The sequence below is a fragment of the Pseudomonas sp. TH21 genome (genome assembly GCF_016651025.1).
GTDB classification, from domain to species: Bacteria; Pseudomonadota; Gammaproteobacteria; order Pseudomonadales; family Pseudomonadaceae; genus Aquipseudomonas; species Aquipseudomonas aylmerensis.
In genome coordinates this window covers 3,341,241-3,357,691 of the sequence record NZ_JAEKEQ010000001.1, presented here as the reverse complement: position 1 = coordinate 3,357,691, position 16,451 = coordinate 3,341,241, and the positions used below count along the sequence as shown (strand labels likewise).

Here is a 16,451-nt window from a genome sequence, read left to right as displayed (position 1 = left end):
GCCTGCGGATCAGGCTTTGCGCTGACGCACCAGATGCTTGAAGCCTTCATACACCAGCACCATCACCGCCAGCCAGATCGGGATATAGGTCAGCCATTGACCACCCTTGATCCCTTCACCCAGCAGTAACGCCACTGCCAGCAACAGCACCGGTTCGACATAGCTGAGCAGCCCGAACAGGCTGAATGCCAGCAACCGGCTGGCGATGATGTAGCTCACCAGCGCCGATGCGCTGATCAGGCCTAGCGTTGGAATCAAGGCATACAGCTTCGGATAGGCGTCGAGCACGGCAACCCCCTGTTCGCCGCTCTGCACGAACCACCAGGCCACTGGCAGCATCAGTGCCATGTCCAGCCATAGACCGCCCAGGTGATCGGTGGACAAGTATTTACGCACCACGAAGTAGACCGGATAGCCGATGATCACGACCAGCGTGGCCCAGGAGAAACCGCCGGCTTGATACAGCTCATTGAGCACGCCGAGCGCGGCAAACACGACGGCGATCTGCTGCAGGCGCGACAACCGCTCGCCGTAGACCAGGCGTCCCGTCAATACCATGGTCAGCGGCAACAGGAAGTAACCCACCGACACATCCAGGCTGCGCCCGTTCAGTGGCGCCCACATGAAGAGCCACAACTGCACGCCGAGCAATGCCGAAGACAGCACCACGCCGCCGATCAACCGCGGCTTGGCCGCCAGCCTGCGCAGCAATTCCCACACACGGCGCCATTCGCCGCTGACGATCATGAACACCGTCATGCACGGCACGGTCAGCAACATGCGCCAGCCGAAAATCTCCAGGCCGCTCAACGGCGTGAGCAGCGACGTGAAGTAATACATCACGGCAAACAACACCGACGCCGCCACGGATAAAACAACACCTTTAGACACACTGTCCTCGCCAAAACCGGTTGCTACAAAAGAAGAGAGAAAATCAGGAGGGGATTATGGAGCTTTTGACGGGAGACGGTTGCGCTGTTTTGGGGCGTTTTGCGCGAAAATTTTCATGGGGTGAGGTTTGGAGGAGGGTGAAGGGAGCAAACCTTCTTGGGTGAACCCACTTCCCGTGGCGGGCCAGTTTGTTGTGGCGAGCAGGCTTCCTGTGGCAGCCGGGCCTGTCCTGGCGAGCATGCTTGTTGTGGCGAGCGGGCTTGCCCCGCGTTGGGCTGCGAAGCAGCCCCAGTCAGCGAGCACGCGGTGGATCAGGTACTCCTCGCCGACTGGTGTTGGGGCGGCTTCGCCACCCAACGCGGGGCAAGCCCGCTCACCACATGAAGCCTGGTCACCACATAAAGCCTGTCTGCCGCTAAAAGCCTAGTCACCACACCAAGCCTGTTTGCCGCCACGAGCCTGTTCACCGTGTTGCGCGGAAATTTTCATGGGCCAAGGTTTGGATCGGGTGATAGAGACAAACCTCCTTTGATGAACCCACTTCCCATGGCGGGCCAGTTTGTTGTGGCGAGCGGGGTTATTGTGGTGAGCGGCTTGCCCCGCGTTGGGCTGCGAAGCAGCCCCAGTCAGCGAGCACGCGGTGGATCAGGTACTCCTCGCCGACTGGTTTTGGGGCGTCTTCGCCACCCAACGCGGGGCAAGCCCGCTCACCACAGGAAGCCTGGTCACCCCATAAAGCCTGTCTGCCGCTAAAAGCCTAGTCACCACACTAAGCCTGTTTACCGCCCCGAGCCTGTTCACCGTGTTGCGCGGAAATTTTCATGGGCCAAGGTTTGGATCGGGTGATAGAGACAAACCTCCTTTGATGAACCCACTTCCCATGGCGGGCCAGTTTGTTGTGGCGAGCGGGCTTGTTGTGGTGAGCGGGCTTCATGTGGTGAGCGGGCTTGCCCCGCGTTGGGCTGCGAAGCAGCCCCAGTCAGCGAGCACGCGGTGGATCAGGTACTCCTCGCCGACTGGTTTTGGGGCGGCTTCGCCACCCAACGCGGGGCAAGCCCGCTCACCACATGAAGCCCGCTCACCACAGAAAGCCCGCCCACCACAGGAAGCCTGTTTGCCACATGAAGCTGTTTGCAGCCACAAGCCCGCTCACCACAGAAAGCCCGCTTGCCACAACAAGCCTGCTTGCCACAGAAAACAGCTCAGCACAAAAAGCCCCGCTTGCTACAAGGCCCTCTTCCCCGCTTACAAACGAGCTATCCGCCCAGACACAAAGTGCCCCACATCATTGAACCCCGGCGTGGACGAGTGCCCGGGCGTCACCAGCGAGTCGATGAAGGCTTCATCCTCCGCCGAGATCTTCACGTCGAGCGCGCCGATGTAGGCATCCCACTGTGCTTCCGTGCGCGGCCCGACAATCGCCGAGCTCACCGCGGCATTGTTGAGCACCCAGGCAATCGCAAACTCGACAGTCCCCACGCCACGGCCTTGGGTGTACTGCTGGATCTGCTGGGCGATGCGCAACGACTCCACGCGCCATTCGGTTTCCAGGATGCGTTTGTCCTGGCGCGCTGCGCGGCTGCCGGCCTCGGGGGTTACATCCGGCGCGTACTTGCCGCTGAGTACGCCACGCGCCAATGGGCTGTAAGGCACCACGCCCAAGCCATAGGCGGCGGCCGCAGTGATCTGCTCGACCTCGGCCTGGCGATTGACGATGTTGTACAGCGGCTGGCTGATCACCGGCTTGTCCACACCCAGGCGCTCGGCGACGCGAATCACTTCGGCGATGCGCCAGCCGCGATAGTTGGACAAGCCCCAATAGCGGATCTTGCCCTGGCGGATAAGATCACCTATCGCCGACACCGTGACGTCCAGCGGCGTGTCGTGGTCTTCACGGTGCAGGTAGTAGATGTCGAGGTAGTCGGTATCCAGGCGGGTCAGGCTGGCTTCCAGCGCATTGAAGATGCGCTTGCGGCTCAAGCCACTGCGATTGGGCAGGCCGTCGGTGGGGCCGATGGCAACTTTGGAGGCCAGCACCCAATCCTCACGATGGCGCGCAATGGCCTCGCCGACGATTTCCTCGGAGCGTCCGCCGGTGTAGACGTCCGCCGTGTCGATAAAATTGATGCCCTGGTCCCAGGCCTTGTCGATGATGCGCAGCGAGTCCTCGGTGTTGGTCTGTTCGCCAAACATCATGGTGCCCAGGGTCAGGGCGCTGACCTTCAGTCCGGACTGGCCTAATGTGCGGTAAATCATGCAAAGCTCCTCAAGGCAGGGAAACGTGACCTATGCAATACCAGAGAGGGAGGCTCTAGAACAAGCCTGATGTCGCGTTTTGCTGCTCGTATGTGCGTACACGGCCCTACCGCCGATAACACTTGCTTGAGGAGCAAGCGAAATCAGCGGGTGATGATTCAAGGCAATCGCTGAGTATCCAGCAGGTCAGGCGGTATAGAAGGGCGCGCGGACGTCAAACTTACCGTCGAACTGGAATTCCCCGCCTTGGGGATTAACGAAACTGCAATTCAGCTTGCCTTTTGCGTGACCGGTGCCGGGTAATGAATCGAAATGCAGTGTTCCCTTGCGGTGGACATAAAACGTCCACCCAGGCAGGGCGCTGCAATTAACGTACACCCCTTTGGCTTCTGGGCCGATGACATAGTCATGCTCGGTCAGGTTCTTATCTATTTGAATACTGACAATAAGATTTGAGGGCAGGGGTAGGGCAATGCGCTGCGAGCCAAAAACTTCCCACACGTGCGGAAAGACGGGCGATTCGTGACTGATGATGCCTGCACTCTCGGCGACAAACTGCTTATGTAAAAAAGGGCTGTTGGTGAATTCTCCCTCGAAGGTTCCCGTATTGAGCCTTGGATAGGAAACTCCCTTTAAATGGAGCACGCCGGCAGTCACATCCACATGGTCATTGTTCAATGCTGAGGAGAAGTGAAAGGCTGCTTTCATCTCGTCATTTTGTACGGAAACGGTAATCTTGCCGCTGACAATCGTGTAGACCGAAATCCCTGCGCGATGGGGCGTAAAGACGAAACCAGTGGCCTCGCCGGGGAAGCTGTAGGTGTGGTCCTTGCCATTTTCCTCAAGGCTGGCTGGCAATACCACACTGAGTCCGTAGTAGTTCTGGTGCGGATCGCTGCTTTGCAGTTGTACTCCGCTGAAACGCCATTGGCCGCCCGCTTTGAAAATGTGTTGCCTGTCAGGATCCGATACGAATGAGTGATTATGGCTGCCGCTGAACTTTGCGGTCAGCGTGCCTGTACTGGTGAGTGCCTCTGTCTCAGCTTTCATCTCGATGTTCCTTGCGTAACGTGAAGGGTACTTCGGGATGACTATGCTAATCGGGGTCAATGAACTCAGATACTGTCATAAATGACAGGTTTAAACGGCCGCGTTTTTATCGCCAAATTGTCACTGGTGCGTCGTGTTAAGCAACGACTGGCAGCGCCTCTGCAGAAAATCATGCAGTACTTTCACGCGCTCCGAGACCTGCAGGCGATGAGGACACATCAAGTTGAACGGCGCGGGCTCACCTTGCCAGTCAGTTAAGAGAGGCACCAGCCGGCCTGCTTTGATGTCGCGGGCAACATCCAGGTTGGCCTTATAGGCGATACCGTGACCGGCCAGGGCCCAGCGCCGCACGATCTCACCGTCATCGCTGAGGTAGTCACCGCTGACCTCGACCTCCCGCAGCTGTGCGCCCTGGCGGAAATACCAGGTGCTGTTGGCGCGGCCGCGACGCATATAGCGCAGCGTGCTGTGCTGCGCGAGGTCCGCCGGTGTGCGGGGTGTGCCGTGGCGTGCGAGGTAGTCGGGGCTGGCGCACGCGATGCGGTGGTGGCCGGGCACCACCGGCAGCGCCACCAGGCTGGAGTCCTGGGGCACGCCAAAGCGCAGGGCAATGTCAACGGTGTCGCGAAACAGGTCGGCGTTGCTGTCATTGAGCAGCAGTTGCAGGCGGATAGCCGGGTGTTCGACCTTGAATTCATCCAGCCAGCCCAGCAATACATTGCGCCCGAAGTCCGAAGGCGCCGCTAATTGCAACAGGCCGCTGAGGCTCTGGCCTTGCTGTTTGATCGCTTGCTCGCCCTCGGACAGTGCTTCCAGCGCCACGCGCACGCTGTCCAGATAGCGCCGGCCTTCTTCGGTGAGGCGCATGCTGCGGGTGGAACGTGCGAGCAGGCGAATACCCAGGCGGGTTTCCAGGCGTTTGAGCGCGATGCTCGCCGCGGCCGGCGTCAGGTTAAGGCTGCGTGCGGCGGCCGAGAGGCTGCCGGTGTCGGCGGTGCGTACAAACACGTCCAGATCGAGGATCGAGCTCATTTGTAAAAATCCTTTAAAGATCTTGTCGTTTTACCGGGATTTTTCGCCGATTGCCAAGCTGGGAAGATGAACGCTCACTTTCTGACCCAGGACACTTCTCCATGACTTCTTCCCTCAACGGCAAAACGGTGATCGTCATCGGCGGCAGCAGCGGTATTGGCGCCGCCGTGGCCAAGGCCGCTGCAGCACGGGGCGCCCAAGTGGTACTGGCCGGGCGTCGTTTGTCTGCGGGCAACGAAAACGGCCTGCGCAGCGAACCGGTAGACGTTACCGATGCCGCTTCGCTGCAGCGACTGTTCGAAAGCGTGGGGCGGTTTCATCATCTGGTCTATACATCCGGGCCATCCGTGCGCGCCAAGACGCTGGCCGAGACCGACCTGGATGAGGCCCAGGCAAACTTCAATGTGAAACTCTGGGGTTCACTGCGGGCCATTCAACTGGCGCTGCCGTTTCTCGACGAGCATGGCAGCATCAGCCTGACCTCCGGACAGTTGGGGCGTAAAGCGGCGGCTGGCCAATTCATCAAGACCGGCATCAACGCCGCGACCGAGGCATTGGGCAAGCAGTTGGCTAAAGAGCTCGCGCCACGGCGCGTCAATGTGATCAGCCCCGGGGTCATTGATACACCGGCCTATGCGGGGTTGACCGAGGAGCAGCGCCTGGCGATGTTCGCCAAGGCCGGCGGCGCCTTGCCGGTAGGGCGTGTCGGGCAGGCTGGGGAAGTGGCGGCGGGGTATGTGCTGGCCATGGAGAATGGCTTCATGACCGGCGCCGTGATCGACATCGACGGCGGCGGCTTGCTCTGACTGAACCGGCAGGAGCCGGCTTGCCAGCGATCGCGCCCTCTGGCGCGTAGCAAGGCTTTGGGCCTTATCGCCGGCAAGCCGACTCCTGCAGGATGAAAGTTACGCCTTCAGGGTTCGCGTCATCCGCAACGCCAGCACGCTGCCCGCCACGATCACCGCCGCCAGCAGGTACAGCGCCACATCCGTGGAGCCGGTGGCATCTTTCACGAAGCCGACGATATACGGGCTGAGGAAGCCGGCCATCTGGCCCATGGAGTTGATCAACGCCAGGCCCCCGGCCGCTGCGCCGGCACTGAGCATGGCGGTCGGCACTGGCCAGAACATCGGCAGGCCGGTGAGGGCGCCCATCGTCGCGATGGTCAGGCCGAGGATGGCAATGGCCGGGGTGGTGGCGAAATTCACCGCGATCACCAGGCCGATCGCGCCCATCAACATCGGCACCACCAAGTGCCAGCGGCGCTCTTTGCGCAAGTCCGCCGAACGACCGACCAGCAGCATGAAGACTGCGGCCAGCAGGTAGGGGATCGCGCTGAGCCAGCCAATCACCAGGTTATCGCTGAACCCCAGGTTCTTGATGATCGACGGCAGCCAGAAGTTGATCGCGTACACGCCGCTCTGGATGCAGAAGTAAATCAGGCCGAACGCCCAGATCGCCGGATTCTTGAACACTTCCGCCAACGAGTCGGTGGTGGTTTTCGGCTTGTTCGCCAGGTCCGTCGCCTGATCGGCTTCCAGCACCGCGCGTTCGTGCGGCGTGAGCCACTTGGCGTTGGCGAAGCTGTCGCTGAGCAGGAAGTAGGCGAGGGCGCCGAGGATCACGGTCGGGATGCCCTGCAGCAGGAACATCCACTGCCAGCCCGCCAGGCCGCCTTGGCCGGCGGCGAAGTGGTTGAGGATCCAGCCGGAAAACGGGCTGCCGAGCAAGCCGGACACCGGGATCGCCGACATGAACAACGCCATGATCCGCCCACGACGGAAGGTCGGGAACCACTGCGAGAGGTACAGCACCACACCCGGGAAGAAGCCGGCTTCGGCGGCACCGGTAAACAGGCGCAGGGTGTAGAAATGCGTCGGCGTGGTGACGAACAGCAGGCAGGTGGACAAGGTGCCCCAGACGATCATCATCAACGCAATCCAGCGCCTCGGACCGAATTTGGTCAGCGCCAGGTTGCTCGGCACGCCGCACAGCACGTAGCCGATAAAGAAGATCCCGGCACCCAGGCCGTACACGGTTTCGCTGAATTTCAATGCATCGAGCATCTGCAACTTGGCGAAGCCAACGTTTACCCGGTCGAGGTAGTTGAACAGATAGCAGATGAAAATGAAGGGGATCAGGCGCAGGGTAATGCGCTTGTAGATGGCGTTTTTATCGTCATCGGTGGCCAGTGTGGCAGCGGCGCTCTGTGACATGGGGAGTCTCTCTTTATTATGATTTTTCGCGATGCGCAGGTAACGTTGATCGCCCAAAGAGTCTCAGCCACGTGGCAGGGTGCTGTCTTTGTGCTTGCGCACAGTGAAGCATCAATTGCGCTGTGCTGATGAACAACCTGCGTTTTCAAGCACTTCTTTCAAGGAGATGGCCCCATGTTCGAGCTGGATCATGACCTGGCTCAGGATATCGTCGATCGCACCATGGCGATCCTGCCGCACAACGTCAATGTCATGGACAGCCAGGGCCTGATCCTTGGCAGCGGTGAACCGGAGCGCATCAATACCCGCCACGAGGGAGCCCAACTGGTCCTGGCCAATGGGCGCGTGGTCGAGATCGACGGGCAGACCGCCAAGCACCTCAAGGGCGTGCAGCCGGGCATCAACCTGCCGCTGATGCACGACCAGCGTCTGATCGGCGTGCTGGGCATCACCGGTGAGCCGGAAGGCCTGCGCACTTACGCCGAGCTGGTGCGCATGACCGCCGAGATGCTCGTCAGCCATCGGCACCAGCAGGTCGAACAACAATGGCGGCGCCAGCGCTGCGATGACTTGCTGGCCTTGCTGCTCGCCGACACTGGCGACTCGCCGCGCCTGGTGGACGAGGCGCAACAACTGGGCCTCAAGCCGCAGCTGCCGCGCACCCCGTACCTGTTCGAGCTGGGTGTGGGGCAATCGGCGGAGGCGTTGAGTGCCTGGCTGACCTCGCGCTATCCGGACAGCTGGTGTGTCAGCTCGGCGCAGTTTTCGCTGCTGTGGTGTCGGCCTGCCGCGCTGCAGGTCGACAATCCGCGCTTGTTGGAAAAGCTCGAAGGCCTGGGTTGGCACATTCTGCGCGTGGCCGTGGGTGGGCAAGCCGATGGCTTGGCGGGGCTGCGCCGCTGTTACCGACGTGTCGGTGATCTGCTCGCGTATGGGCGCGATATCCTGCCGCAATCGCGGCTGCTGACCCTCAACCGTTATCGCCTGCCCGTCATGCTCTGGCGCCATCGCAATGATGATGCCCTGGACGAATTGCTCAAGCCGCTGCACAAGGTGCTGGCCAAAGACACCAACGGCCAGTTGCTCGCGACCTTGCGCAGTTGGTGCGACCACGACGGGCAAAGCCAGGCGTGCGCCGACGCCCTCGGCATTCATCGCAATAGCCTGCGTTATCGCATGGAGCGCATCGCTGAGCTGAGCGGCGTTGATCCGCTGACCCTGGACGGCATGCTGGCTCTTTACCTAGGCGTACAGCTGCTGCCCCAGGCTTTGTCGGAATGAACAACAAACCTGAGCCAGACTTGTGCATCGGACCGGCGTCATTCCCGAAGCCAACTGGCAGCATGGGCGTCATAAAAACCGGAGAAAGCCCATGAAAATCATCATCGCCCCCGACTCGTTCAAGGACAGCCTGAGTGCCGAGGGCGTCGCCCAGGCCATTGCCGCCGGGCTGGCGCAGGTCTGGCCGGATGCGCAGAGCGTCTTGTGCCCCATGGCGGACGGTGGTGAAGGGACGGTGGACGCGGTGCTCGCGGCCTGCAACGGCGAGTTGCGGCGCCAGGCGGTGCGGGGTCCGTTGGGGGCCACGGTGCAAGCGCGTTGGGGGTGGTTGGCTGACAGCCACACCGCGATTATCGAAATGGCCGAAGCCAGCGGCCTGCAACTGGTGCCGCCGGGCCAGCGGGACGCCTGCAGCAGCAGTACGTTCGGCACCGGTGAGCTGATCCGCGCCGCCCTCGACCTGGGTGCCCAGCGCATCATCCTGGCGATTGGCGGCAGCGCCACCAACGATGGCGGGGCCGGCGCGATGCAGGCGCTCGGCGTGCAATTGTTCGACGCCGATCACCAGGCCCTGGCCCCCGGTGGCCTGGCCTTGGCCGGGCTCGCGCGGATCAGCCTGGAGAACTTCGATCCACGGCTGGCGCAGGTACGCTTTGAAATCGCCGCCGATGTGAATAATCCACTGTGCGGCCCCCACGGCGCGTCGGCGATATTCGGTCCGCAAAAAGGTGCCAATCCCGAGCAGGTGCAACAGCTGGACGCCGCCCTCGGGCACTTCGCCGACCAGTGTGCCCAGGTGTTGCCCAAGGATGTGCGCGATGAGCCCGGCAGCGGCGCCGCCGGCGGCCTGGGTTTTGCCGCCAAGGCGTTTCTCGGTGCGCAGTTCCGGGCCGGTGTGGACGTGGTCGCCGAGCTGGTCGGCCTGGACGACGCCGTACGGGGCGCCGACCTGGTGATCACTGGTGAAGGCCGCTTCGACGCCCAGACCCTGCGCGGCAAAACCCCGTTCGGGGTCGCGCGTATTGCCCGCCAACATGGGGTGCCGGTGATTGTCATCGCTGGCACCCTGGGCGATGGCTACGAACAGATGTACGCCCACGGTGTGAATGCCGCGTTTGCCTTGCCATCGGGCCCGATGAGCCTGGAGCAGGCCTGCAGTGAAGCCCCGCGATTGTTGGCCGAGCGCGCGGCGGATATTGCGCGGGTATGGCGCACGGCTGCCGGGCGCTGACTTGAACCCTTGAACATGGGACAATCCGCGCCTTTTTGACACGGAGAGTCCCCATGCTGCGCCCCGCATTCCTGGCCATGCTGCTGGCTGGTATCAGCCCTCACGTCCTCGCCCAACCCGCGACTGAAACCGTACCGCTGCTGCGGGAAATCAAAAACTGGGTCACCGGTTGCGACAACTTGCGCAATTGCCACGTGCTCAGTTCACCCAGCGGCGTCGATGAAGAAGACTACAGTTCGCTGACCTTGCATATCTTTCACCAGGCAGGTCCCGAAGGGTACTTGCGCCTGCGCTTTGATCACCGCGGCGAAGACCTCGACCTTTCCACCTTGCTGCTGGATGGCCAACCCTTGGGGCAGGCATTGACGCGCGACTTGCATGTGGAGCTGGACGATGAAGGCGGCGACCCCGAGATGCACTTCTACAGCGTCATCGAGGACGCGCCGGCGCGGCGCTGGTTGCAGCGGTTGCGCAATGGCCAGCGCCTGCAGTTGCCTGGCGATGAAAACGCCAAGGTGTCGCTGAGCGGGCTGAGTGCTTCGCTGTTGTTGATGGACGCGGTGCAGGGGCGGGTAGACAACGTCACCGCGCTGGCCCGGCCGGGCAAGGCCGCTGCCAGTGAGGTGCCGGCTCGCCAGCCGACCCCGGTGCTGCGCAAGTTCCCGACCGCACCCGCGCTGACCGCGCAAGAACAGGCCGGCCTGGCTGCGGCGGCGATCAAGGCGCTGACCAACACCGACACCGAAATGAAACCCGACGCCGAGGCCGGGGCCTTGAGTGCCGACCAGGCCATGATGGTGGTGCGCACTGACTGCGCGGCCTACAACTGCGAGTACGAAATCAGCAGCCGTGAGCGCAAGCCGCCTTACACCGAAACGTTGCTGAGCATTCAGCCTTTGCCGTTGGACGGCACCGCGTTCGAAGGCTCCGTGGGGTATGACGAAACCACCGGCACCTTGAGTTATTTCTACAAGCTGCGCGGGATCGGTGATTGCGGTGCGGGCGGGGTTTGGGTCTTTGACGGCAAGGCGTTCCAGTTGCGTGAGTTTAAGATGATGCCGCGCTGCACCGGGAGCCCCTACGGGGATTGGCCGGCGTTGTGGACAACCCTGCCGGCGCCCTAGCCAGGCAGCGCGCATGGCCTCTACACTGGTCGGCCACGTGTCTTTCAAAGGATGAAACACCATGCACGCCCCTGAACCGCATATCGTGATCCAGCGCTTTGGCGAAACCCACCTCGAAGGCGTGGCTGCGCTCTATAACGATCCGGCCGTGTGCCGACAGGTGCTGCAGATGCCGTTTCAGTCGGTAGAGGCCTGGCGCAACAAGCTAGTCACCGACAATGAGCGCCGGCTACAACTGGTCGCCGTGCACGGCGGCGAGGTCATTGGCCAGCTGGGCCTGGAACAGTACCCGCGCGTGCGCCGTGCGCATGTCGGCTCGTTTGGCATGGGCGTGGCGCCGGCCTGGCAGGGCAAGGGCGTCGGTTCGCGCTTGTTGGCCGCCGCGCTGGACGTGGCAGACAACTGGATGAACCTGCGCCGCGTGGAACTGACGGTGTACGCCGACAACGAAGCCGCGCATCACCTGTATCGCAAGTTCGGCTTCGAAGTCGAAGGGCGCATGCGCGACTACGCCCTGCGTGACGGTGTTTTTGTCGACACCTTGAGCATGGCGCGCCTGCGCCAATCAGCTTAATCCTGCAGTGCAAACGCCACCGCAGCCTGCGCATGCAGCTCGGTGGTGTCCAACAGCGGCAGCGTGCTGTGCTCGGGCTTGACCAGCAGGCTGATTTCCGTGCAACCGAGGATGATCGCCTGGGCGCCCCGTGCGGCCAGGCCTTCGATCACCCGCAGGTAGACCGCGCGTGACGCATCGCTGATCACGCCGACACACAATTCGTCATAGATGATCCGGTGCACGGCCTGGCGCTCGTCGGCGTCCGGCACCAGCACGGTCAGGCCCTGGGCGGCGAGGCGCGTCTTGAGAAAGTCCCGCTCCATGGTGAACGCCGTGCCGAGCAAGCCGACGGTCAGCGTGCCGGCGGCCACGGCAGCGGCGCCGGCCGCATCGGCGATATGCAGGAAGGGAATCGACACCGCCGCCTCGATGCGCGGCGCGACCAAATGCATGGTGTTGGTGCACAACACCACACACTCGGCGCCACCGGCCTGCAGGCGAAGCGCGGCATCTTCGAGGATCAGCGCGGCATCATCCCAGCGTCCGGCATGCTGGGCTTGTTCCATCGGGCCGAAATCTACGCTGTACATCAACAGTTGCGCCGAGCGCAGCGGGCCGAGCTGGTCGCGCACGCGCTGGTTGATGATGCGGTAGTACTCGGCGCTGGACTCCCAGCTCATGCCGCCGATAAGGCCGATAGTGCGCATGCGATGCTCCTGACAAGGAAAGTCGCTTCACCTTACCCAGCGGCTGCCGATTAGTCATACGCAGTTGTCAACTCATTCACCATAGCAGTTCAAACAACGGCGTTTGCCGATCGCAGCCAGCGTGCTGGGGGACTCGTCCATACCTGTAAGAAATGACAGTATATTTCGAATCAATGCGCGTATCTAATCAGCAGTGGCGAGCAATCAATACACCTGCCAGACCGCTGGGACGGGAGGGGTAGGGATGGCGGTTCACCCCCCCACACTCTGAGAGGCATTGTCCGGGTCGACTTAAGGCAATGCCCACATTTCAAGAGATTATCTTCAAGTAAGATCAGGCCGGTTGAAGAAACTACGATCTATTCTGCTTCGTCGTGACGGCAGGCGTTGCAGCCGGAGCCCAATCTTATAAAAAGTTGATTCAGGAGGAATCCCTCATGGCATCGCAACCCTGCGAAGGCGATCCCGGCACCGGCCAACGCGATCACTTATCACCGACACCGCTCATTATTCCCGAAATCCATCTGCCTTTCGCTGGTCCGCCACCGCGTTCCGACCGTGAGCCGTTGCGTGCACATGCTCTCGCCTGGGCGCAGCGGTATGGCTTGATCGGACGCCGCGGTGCGCATCGGTTGAGTACCACTGCGCTGCTCGAGCTGGGCATTGCGCTGTGCGGAAGGGCGCCCACGCCACAAGCCGAGATTCTGGTCTGCTGGTACCTGTGGGCGCTGATCCTCGATGACCGAATCGATGATGGCCCTTGGGCGGAAAAAGGTGCACTGGATCGTTTCATCACCGCAGTACAGGCTTTGACCGACGGTTGCGAGGCTGATCCTGCAGCTGAAACCAGCCGTTTTGATGACCCGATGCTCAGTGTTCTGGTCGATGACCTGTGGCCTCAGACCCAGCGCTTGGGGGACGACCATTGGCGAAATAGGCTCGTGCGGCATTTGATCCAACATCTGCGAGCGCAGTCGACGCTGGTCCGCGTGCGGGAAACCGACACGGCGCTCACGTTGGCCGAGTACCTGCCTTTGCGCCGTAACTCTTTCGGCGCACTGTTCTTCTTTGATCTCATCGATGCGGCTGAAACGCTCGATCCGTACGCGGATGCAGCGGACACCGAATGGTGGAACACGCTGCGTGAGCACGCTGCCGATATAATTGCCTGGACGAACGACATCCATTCGATTGCCAAAGATGTGGTGTGTGGTGAGCGCTTCAACCTGGTGTCGATCCTTGCCGATACCAGAAGCCTGGACTGGCCTGCCGCGATTGAATCGGCCCATCAGATGGTGAACACGGCGGTTACGCAGTTCACCGCGGTCGCCGCCCAGCCTGCGAATCATCGGCGGTCCGCCGCGACTGACCCCGATCGGCTGCGGCAGGTTGTCCGGGCGGCGGGCGACTGGCACCGGAGCGTTTCTCGCTATCACCTGCAAGCTGCCGACGCTTCGGCACAGGATAACCGGCAAGTGGATCTGAAACTGACCCCGCCGACCCTTAAATCCCGTCAATTCGAAGTCGACCCGTACCCACTGTATGAGCGTTTGCGTACCTCGTTACCGATCGTTTACGACGAGCCCACTGATGTGTGGCTGGTCAGTCGGTATGTGGATGTGAAGGCGGCGCTGACCCATCCTGGGGCGAGCAACAACAACTACAGGTGGCAGATTGGACCGTTGCTGGGACACACAATTGTCACTATGGACGGATGCGAGCACGCTCAGCACCGAGCGTTGCTGAGTCCATCGTTTCGCAGCAATGCCCTCGCGGCGCTTGAGACCTCCATCATCGCGGTAACCACAGACCTTCTGGCGCAAATGCAGGGTCGACCTCAGGTGGACCTCATTGCCGATTTCACCGCGGCACTGCCCGTGCGGGTGATGGCTCGTGCACTGGGTCTCCCGGCTGAAACCCGCGAGGAAGTGGAGCGGCTAAAGCGTTGGTGTGCCGTGGGCTTTGCTTATATGGGCAACTATCGACAGGACCCGGCACTGTTGACCGGTGGGTTATCCAACCGAGACAGTTTCTACGACTTCATCCAGCCACACATCGACGCCCGCCGTTCTGAACCCTCAGATGATTTGATTTCGCAGCTCCTGGCGGCTCAGATCGACGGCAAGCCGTTGTCGGAGACGTTCGTCCGATCCTACTGTGCGATCCTGATGACGGCGGGTAGCGAGACCAGTCACGGTGCGCTGGCGAATCTGATTGTCAACCTGCTGAACGAGCCGGGTGTCAAAGATGCGGTGATGGCCAATCCAGAGCTGATGGATAATGCGCTCGCCGAAACCCTGCGACGCAACCCGCCTTTGCAACTTGTACTGCGGGAGGCCCGTGAATCGCTGGAGCTGCCGTCGGGAACGATTCCTGCCGGAGCGACCCTGGCCTGTCTGATCGGCTCGGCCAACCGTGATCCAGACCAATTCACCGATCCGGACACTTTCAACATGTCGCGCACCGAACACGCAGCCAGCCATTTCGCCTTTGGCGCGGGGCGCCACTTCTGTCTGGGCTCAATGCTGGCACGGATGGAGATCACGATCAGCGCTCGCATGCTGCTACAGGCCTTTCCAAACCTGCACTGGGCTCCTGGGTTCAAGCCTACCGAGCGCGGATTCCTCAATCGATGCCCTGGGCAACTGGAGGTCACACTATGAGTACTACTGACTTCACTGAGGAACCCGGCTACACCAGCAGTTATCTTGCCGATCAGCACGCAGGCCAATTGGCACGTTTACGTACCCTTGAGCGTGCCTTTGACCCCTTGAGCCAGGAGGTTTTTAATCAGTTGGATCTTGCGCACACGCCTGCCATCCTCGATCTCGGCGCCGGTGCCGGATCCTTCGCGAGATGGCTGAGCAAGCGATATCTCGACGCGACGGTCACCGCCACTGACATCGATACCCGATTCCTGGCCGATATTCCCGGCATTCGGGTGCTGACCCACAATGCGGCGACTGATGGTTTTCCTGCTGCCTCCTTTGACGTGGTGCATGCTCGGGCGCTGCTGTGTCACCTCAGCGAACGCGAAGAAATCTTGACGCGAGCCGCAACCTGGGTCCGCCCTGGCGGTTGGTTGGTGATCGAAGACGTGAGTCTGCAACCGAGCTTGAGCACTGCGAACCCGCTGTTTCGAAAAGTCGCCGAGGCCGGAGTCACCCTCCTGGAGCAGACCATCGGCTCCAACATGCGCTGGGCTGATACGCTTGCCGCTGGATTACGTGCTCGGGGACTCTCCAGCGTCGGGCAGCGTACCCTCGAAGGTCGAATCGGTGACAACAGCCTCGCCGATGCCTTTTGGGCTGCAACCACCGCCCAGGCTGGACCGGCGCTGCTGAAACTGGCGTTACTCACTCAAGACGACCTTGACGCCATGGCCCGCCTGCGTGCCGATCCAGGGTTCGACGAGGCAGCGCTGACGTTCGTCAGCGCCTGGGGGCAAGTCCCCTTACCTGAGTAAACCTCGCGCACTGAAAGCAGTGTGCGGGGGAGGGCATGCGTAATTGCACGGAAGGGAATGCACAATGAACAATGATGTAGTGTTAGTTGACGCCCAGGATGTACAGATTGGAGTGTGTGACAAACGCACAGCACACCTGGGAGCGGGAAAGCTTCATCGCGCATTTTCAGTGCACCTGATCGACAGCGATGGGCGTCATCTACTTCAGCGTCGTGCCGCCGGAAAAATGCTCTGGCCAGGGTTCTGGTCGAATGCGTGCTGCAGTCATCCGGCTCCGGGAGAGACTATCCTGGATGCCGCAGCTCGTCGTCTGCGTGAGGAATTAGGCGTCACGGCCTCGTGCCGTTTTTTATACAGTTTTGAGTACCATGCGCGCTTTGGTTCAATCGGCGCGGAACACGAATTTTGTCATGTATTGGTTGCGCAATCTGACGCTTTGGTCAGCCCGGCACTTGAAGAAGTCAGCGAGATCAAGTGGTGGACACGAGCCGAAATATCGGCGCGCCTTTCAGAATCGCAAGGGCAGTTCACTCCCTGGTTTCGAATGGAGTGGCGTCAGCTTTTATCGGAGCATCCCTCTTTCGATACACCTGTATTGCAGGCCTGATCAAGCCGCAATGGGCGTCATGCGAATCCCCTGA

Annotated in this window: 14 protein-coding genes; 8 read left to right on the top strand and 6 right to left on the bottom strand. The window is 61.3% G+C overall.

Annotated features, from left to right (window positions below; all coding sequences use genetic code 11):
- Positions 1-9 precede the first annotated feature (9 nt).
- From rarD to JFU04_RS14570, 4 genes are all read right to left on the bottom strand, one after another.
- Positions 10-891: an EamA family transporter RarD gene (rarD, locus tag JFU04_RS14585; RefSeq protein ID WP_120448662.1), complete on the bottom strand. Its 882-nt coding sequence runs from the start codon at positions 889-891 to the stop codon at positions 10-12.
- Between the two features lie 1,245 nt (positions 892-2,136).
- Entirely contained in the window at positions 2,137-3,147 is a 1,011-nt protein-coding gene (locus tag JFU04_RS14580) for an aldo/keto reductase (RefSeq protein WP_065905427.1), read from the bottom strand.
- A gap of 186 nt (positions 3,148-3,333) precedes the next feature.
- Complete coding sequence (locus tag JFU04_RS14575; protein ID WP_120448660.1) at positions 3,334-4,197, bottom strand: hypothetical protein; 864 nt, start codon at positions 4,195-4,197, stop codon at positions 3,334-3,336.
- Positions 4,198-4,317: 120 nt separating this feature from the next.
- Positions 4,318-5,229, bottom strand: coding sequence for a LysR family transcriptional regulator (locus JFU04_RS14570; protein ID WP_201144549.1), 912 nt, complete (start codon positions 5,227-5,229; stop codon positions 4,318-4,320).
- A gap of 101 nt (positions 5,230-5,330) precedes the next feature.
- Here JFU04_RS14570 and JFU04_RS14565 point away from each other — a divergent pair, with 101 nt between their 5' ends.
- Complete coding sequence (locus tag JFU04_RS14565) at positions 5,331-6,035, top strand: SDR family oxidoreductase (protein ID WP_201144547.1); 705 nt, start codon at positions 5,331-5,333, stop codon at positions 6,033-6,035.
- A gap of 99 nt (positions 6,036-6,134) precedes the next feature.
- Here the strand turns inward: JFU04_RS14565 and JFU04_RS14560 are convergent, their stop codons facing one another.
- A complete protein-coding gene (locus tag JFU04_RS14560; RefSeq protein ID WP_106803796.1) occupies positions 6,135-7,445 on the bottom strand; it encodes an MFS transporter in 1,311 nt (436 codons plus the stop codon).
- Positions 7,446-7,619: 174 nt separating this feature from the next.
- Here JFU04_RS14560 and JFU04_RS14555 point away from each other — a divergent pair, with 174 nt between their 5' ends.
- The 4 genes from JFU04_RS14555 (at position 7,620) to JFU04_RS14540 (ending at position 11,655) form a co-directional block, all read left to right on the top strand.
- On the top strand, positions 7,620-8,726 hold the full coding sequence (locus JFU04_RS14555; protein ID WP_120448657.1) for a sugar diacid recognition domain-containing protein: 1,107 nt from the start codon (positions 7,620-7,622) through the stop codon (positions 8,724-8,726).
- A gap of 91 nt (positions 8,727-8,817) precedes the next feature.
- Positions 8,818-9,957 carry a glycerate kinase gene (locus JFU04_RS14550; RefSeq protein WP_201144545.1) on the top strand — a complete coding sequence of 380 codons (1,140 nt, stop codon included), beginning with the start codon at positions 8,818-8,820 and terminating at the stop codon, positions 9,955-9,957.
- A 53-nt stretch (positions 9,958-10,010) separates the two neighbouring features.
- Entirely contained in the window at positions 10,011-11,081 is a 1,071-nt protein-coding gene (locus JFU04_RS14545) for a DUF1176 domain-containing protein (protein ID WP_201144543.1), read from the top strand.
- A gap of 61 nt (positions 11,082-11,142) precedes the next feature.
- Positions 11,143-11,655, top strand: a complete 513-nt coding sequence (locus JFU04_RS14540) for a GNAT family N-acetyltransferase (RefSeq protein ID WP_065905411.1) — start codon at positions 11,143-11,145, stop codon at positions 11,653-11,655.
- Here JFU04_RS14540 and JFU04_RS14535 read toward each other — a convergent pair.
- A complete protein-coding gene (locus JFU04_RS14535) occupies positions 11,652-12,344 on the bottom strand; it encodes an aspartate/glutamate racemase family protein (protein WP_120448653.1) in 693 nt (230 codons plus the stop codon). The genes JFU04_RS14540 and JFU04_RS14535 overlap by 4 nt on opposite strands.
- Before the next feature lie 437 nt (positions 12,345-12,781).
- On the opposite strand from JFU04_RS14535, the gene JFU04_RS14530 reads away from it, so the two are divergent.
- From JFU04_RS14530 to idi, 3 genes are all read left to right on the top strand, one after another.
- On the top strand, positions 12,782-15,007 hold the full coding sequence (locus JFU04_RS14530; protein WP_201144541.1) for a cytochrome P450: 2,226 nt from the start codon (positions 12,782-12,784) through the stop codon (positions 15,005-15,007).
- A complete protein-coding gene (locus JFU04_RS14525; RefSeq protein ID WP_201144539.1) occupies positions 15,004-15,810 on the top strand; it encodes a class I SAM-dependent methyltransferase in 807 nt (268 codons plus the stop codon). Before JFU04_RS14530 ends, JFU04_RS14525 begins: the two co-directional genes overlap by 4 nt.
- A 64-nt stretch (positions 15,811-15,874) precedes the next feature.
- Positions 15,875-16,417 carry an isopentenyl-diphosphate Delta-isomerase gene (gene idi, locus JFU04_RS14520; protein WP_106803804.1) on the top strand — a complete coding sequence of 181 codons (543 nt, stop codon included), beginning with the start codon at positions 15,875-15,877 and terminating at the stop codon, positions 16,415-16,417.
- The last annotated feature ends 34 nt before the right edge of the window (positions 16,418-16,451 follow it).

Bases quoted from the DNA above. Each gene is read 5' to 3' on its own strand.
- JFU04_RS14545 (WP_201144543.1), top strand. From the start codon at position 10,011: ATGCTGCGCCCCGCATTCCTGGCCATGCTGCTGGCTGGTATCAGCCCT.
- idi (WP_106803804.1), top strand. From the start codon at position 15,875: ATGAACAATGATGTAGTGTTAGTTGACGCCCAGGATGTACAGATTGGA.
- JFU04_RS14525 (WP_201144539.1), top strand. From the start codon at position 15,004: ATGAGTACTACTGACTTCACTGAGGAACCCGGCTACACCAGCAGTTAT.
- JFU04_RS14550 (WP_201144545.1), top strand. From the start codon at position 8,818: ATGAAAATCATCATCGCCCCCGACTCGTTCAAGGACAGCCTGAGTGCC.
- JFU04_RS14540 (WP_065905411.1), top strand. From the start codon at position 11,143: ATGCACGCCCCTGAACCGCATATCGTGATCCAGCGCTTTGGCGAAACC.
- JFU04_RS14565 (WP_201144547.1), top strand. From the start codon at position 5,331: ATGACTTCTTCCCTCAACGGCAAAACGGTGATCGTCATCGGCGGCAGC.
- JFU04_RS14560 (WP_106803796.1), bottom strand. From the start codon at position 7,445: ATGTCACAGAGCGCCGCTGCCACACTGGCCACCGATGACGATAAAAAC.
- JFU04_RS14570 (WP_201144549.1), bottom strand. From the start codon at position 5,229: ATGAGCTCGATCCTCGATCTGGACGTGTTTGTACGCACCGCCGACACC.
- JFU04_RS14530 (WP_201144541.1), top strand. From the start codon at position 12,782: ATGGCATCGCAACCCTGCGAAGGCGATCCCGGCACCGGCCAACGCGAT.
- JFU04_RS14555 (WP_120448657.1), top strand. From the start codon at position 7,620: ATGTTCGAGCTGGATCATGACCTGGCTCAGGATATCGTCGATCGCACC.
- JFU04_RS14580 (WP_065905427.1), bottom strand. From the start codon at position 3,147: ATGATTTACCGCACATTAGGCCAGTCCGGACTGAAGGTCAGCGCCCTG.
- JFU04_RS14535 (WP_120448653.1), bottom strand. From the start codon at position 12,344: ATGCGCACTATCGGCCTTATCGGCGGCATGAGCTGGGAGTCCAGCGCC.
- JFU04_RS14575 (WP_120448660.1), bottom strand. From the start codon at position 4,197: ATGAAAGCTGAGACAGAGGCACTCACCAGTACAGGCACGCTGACCGCA.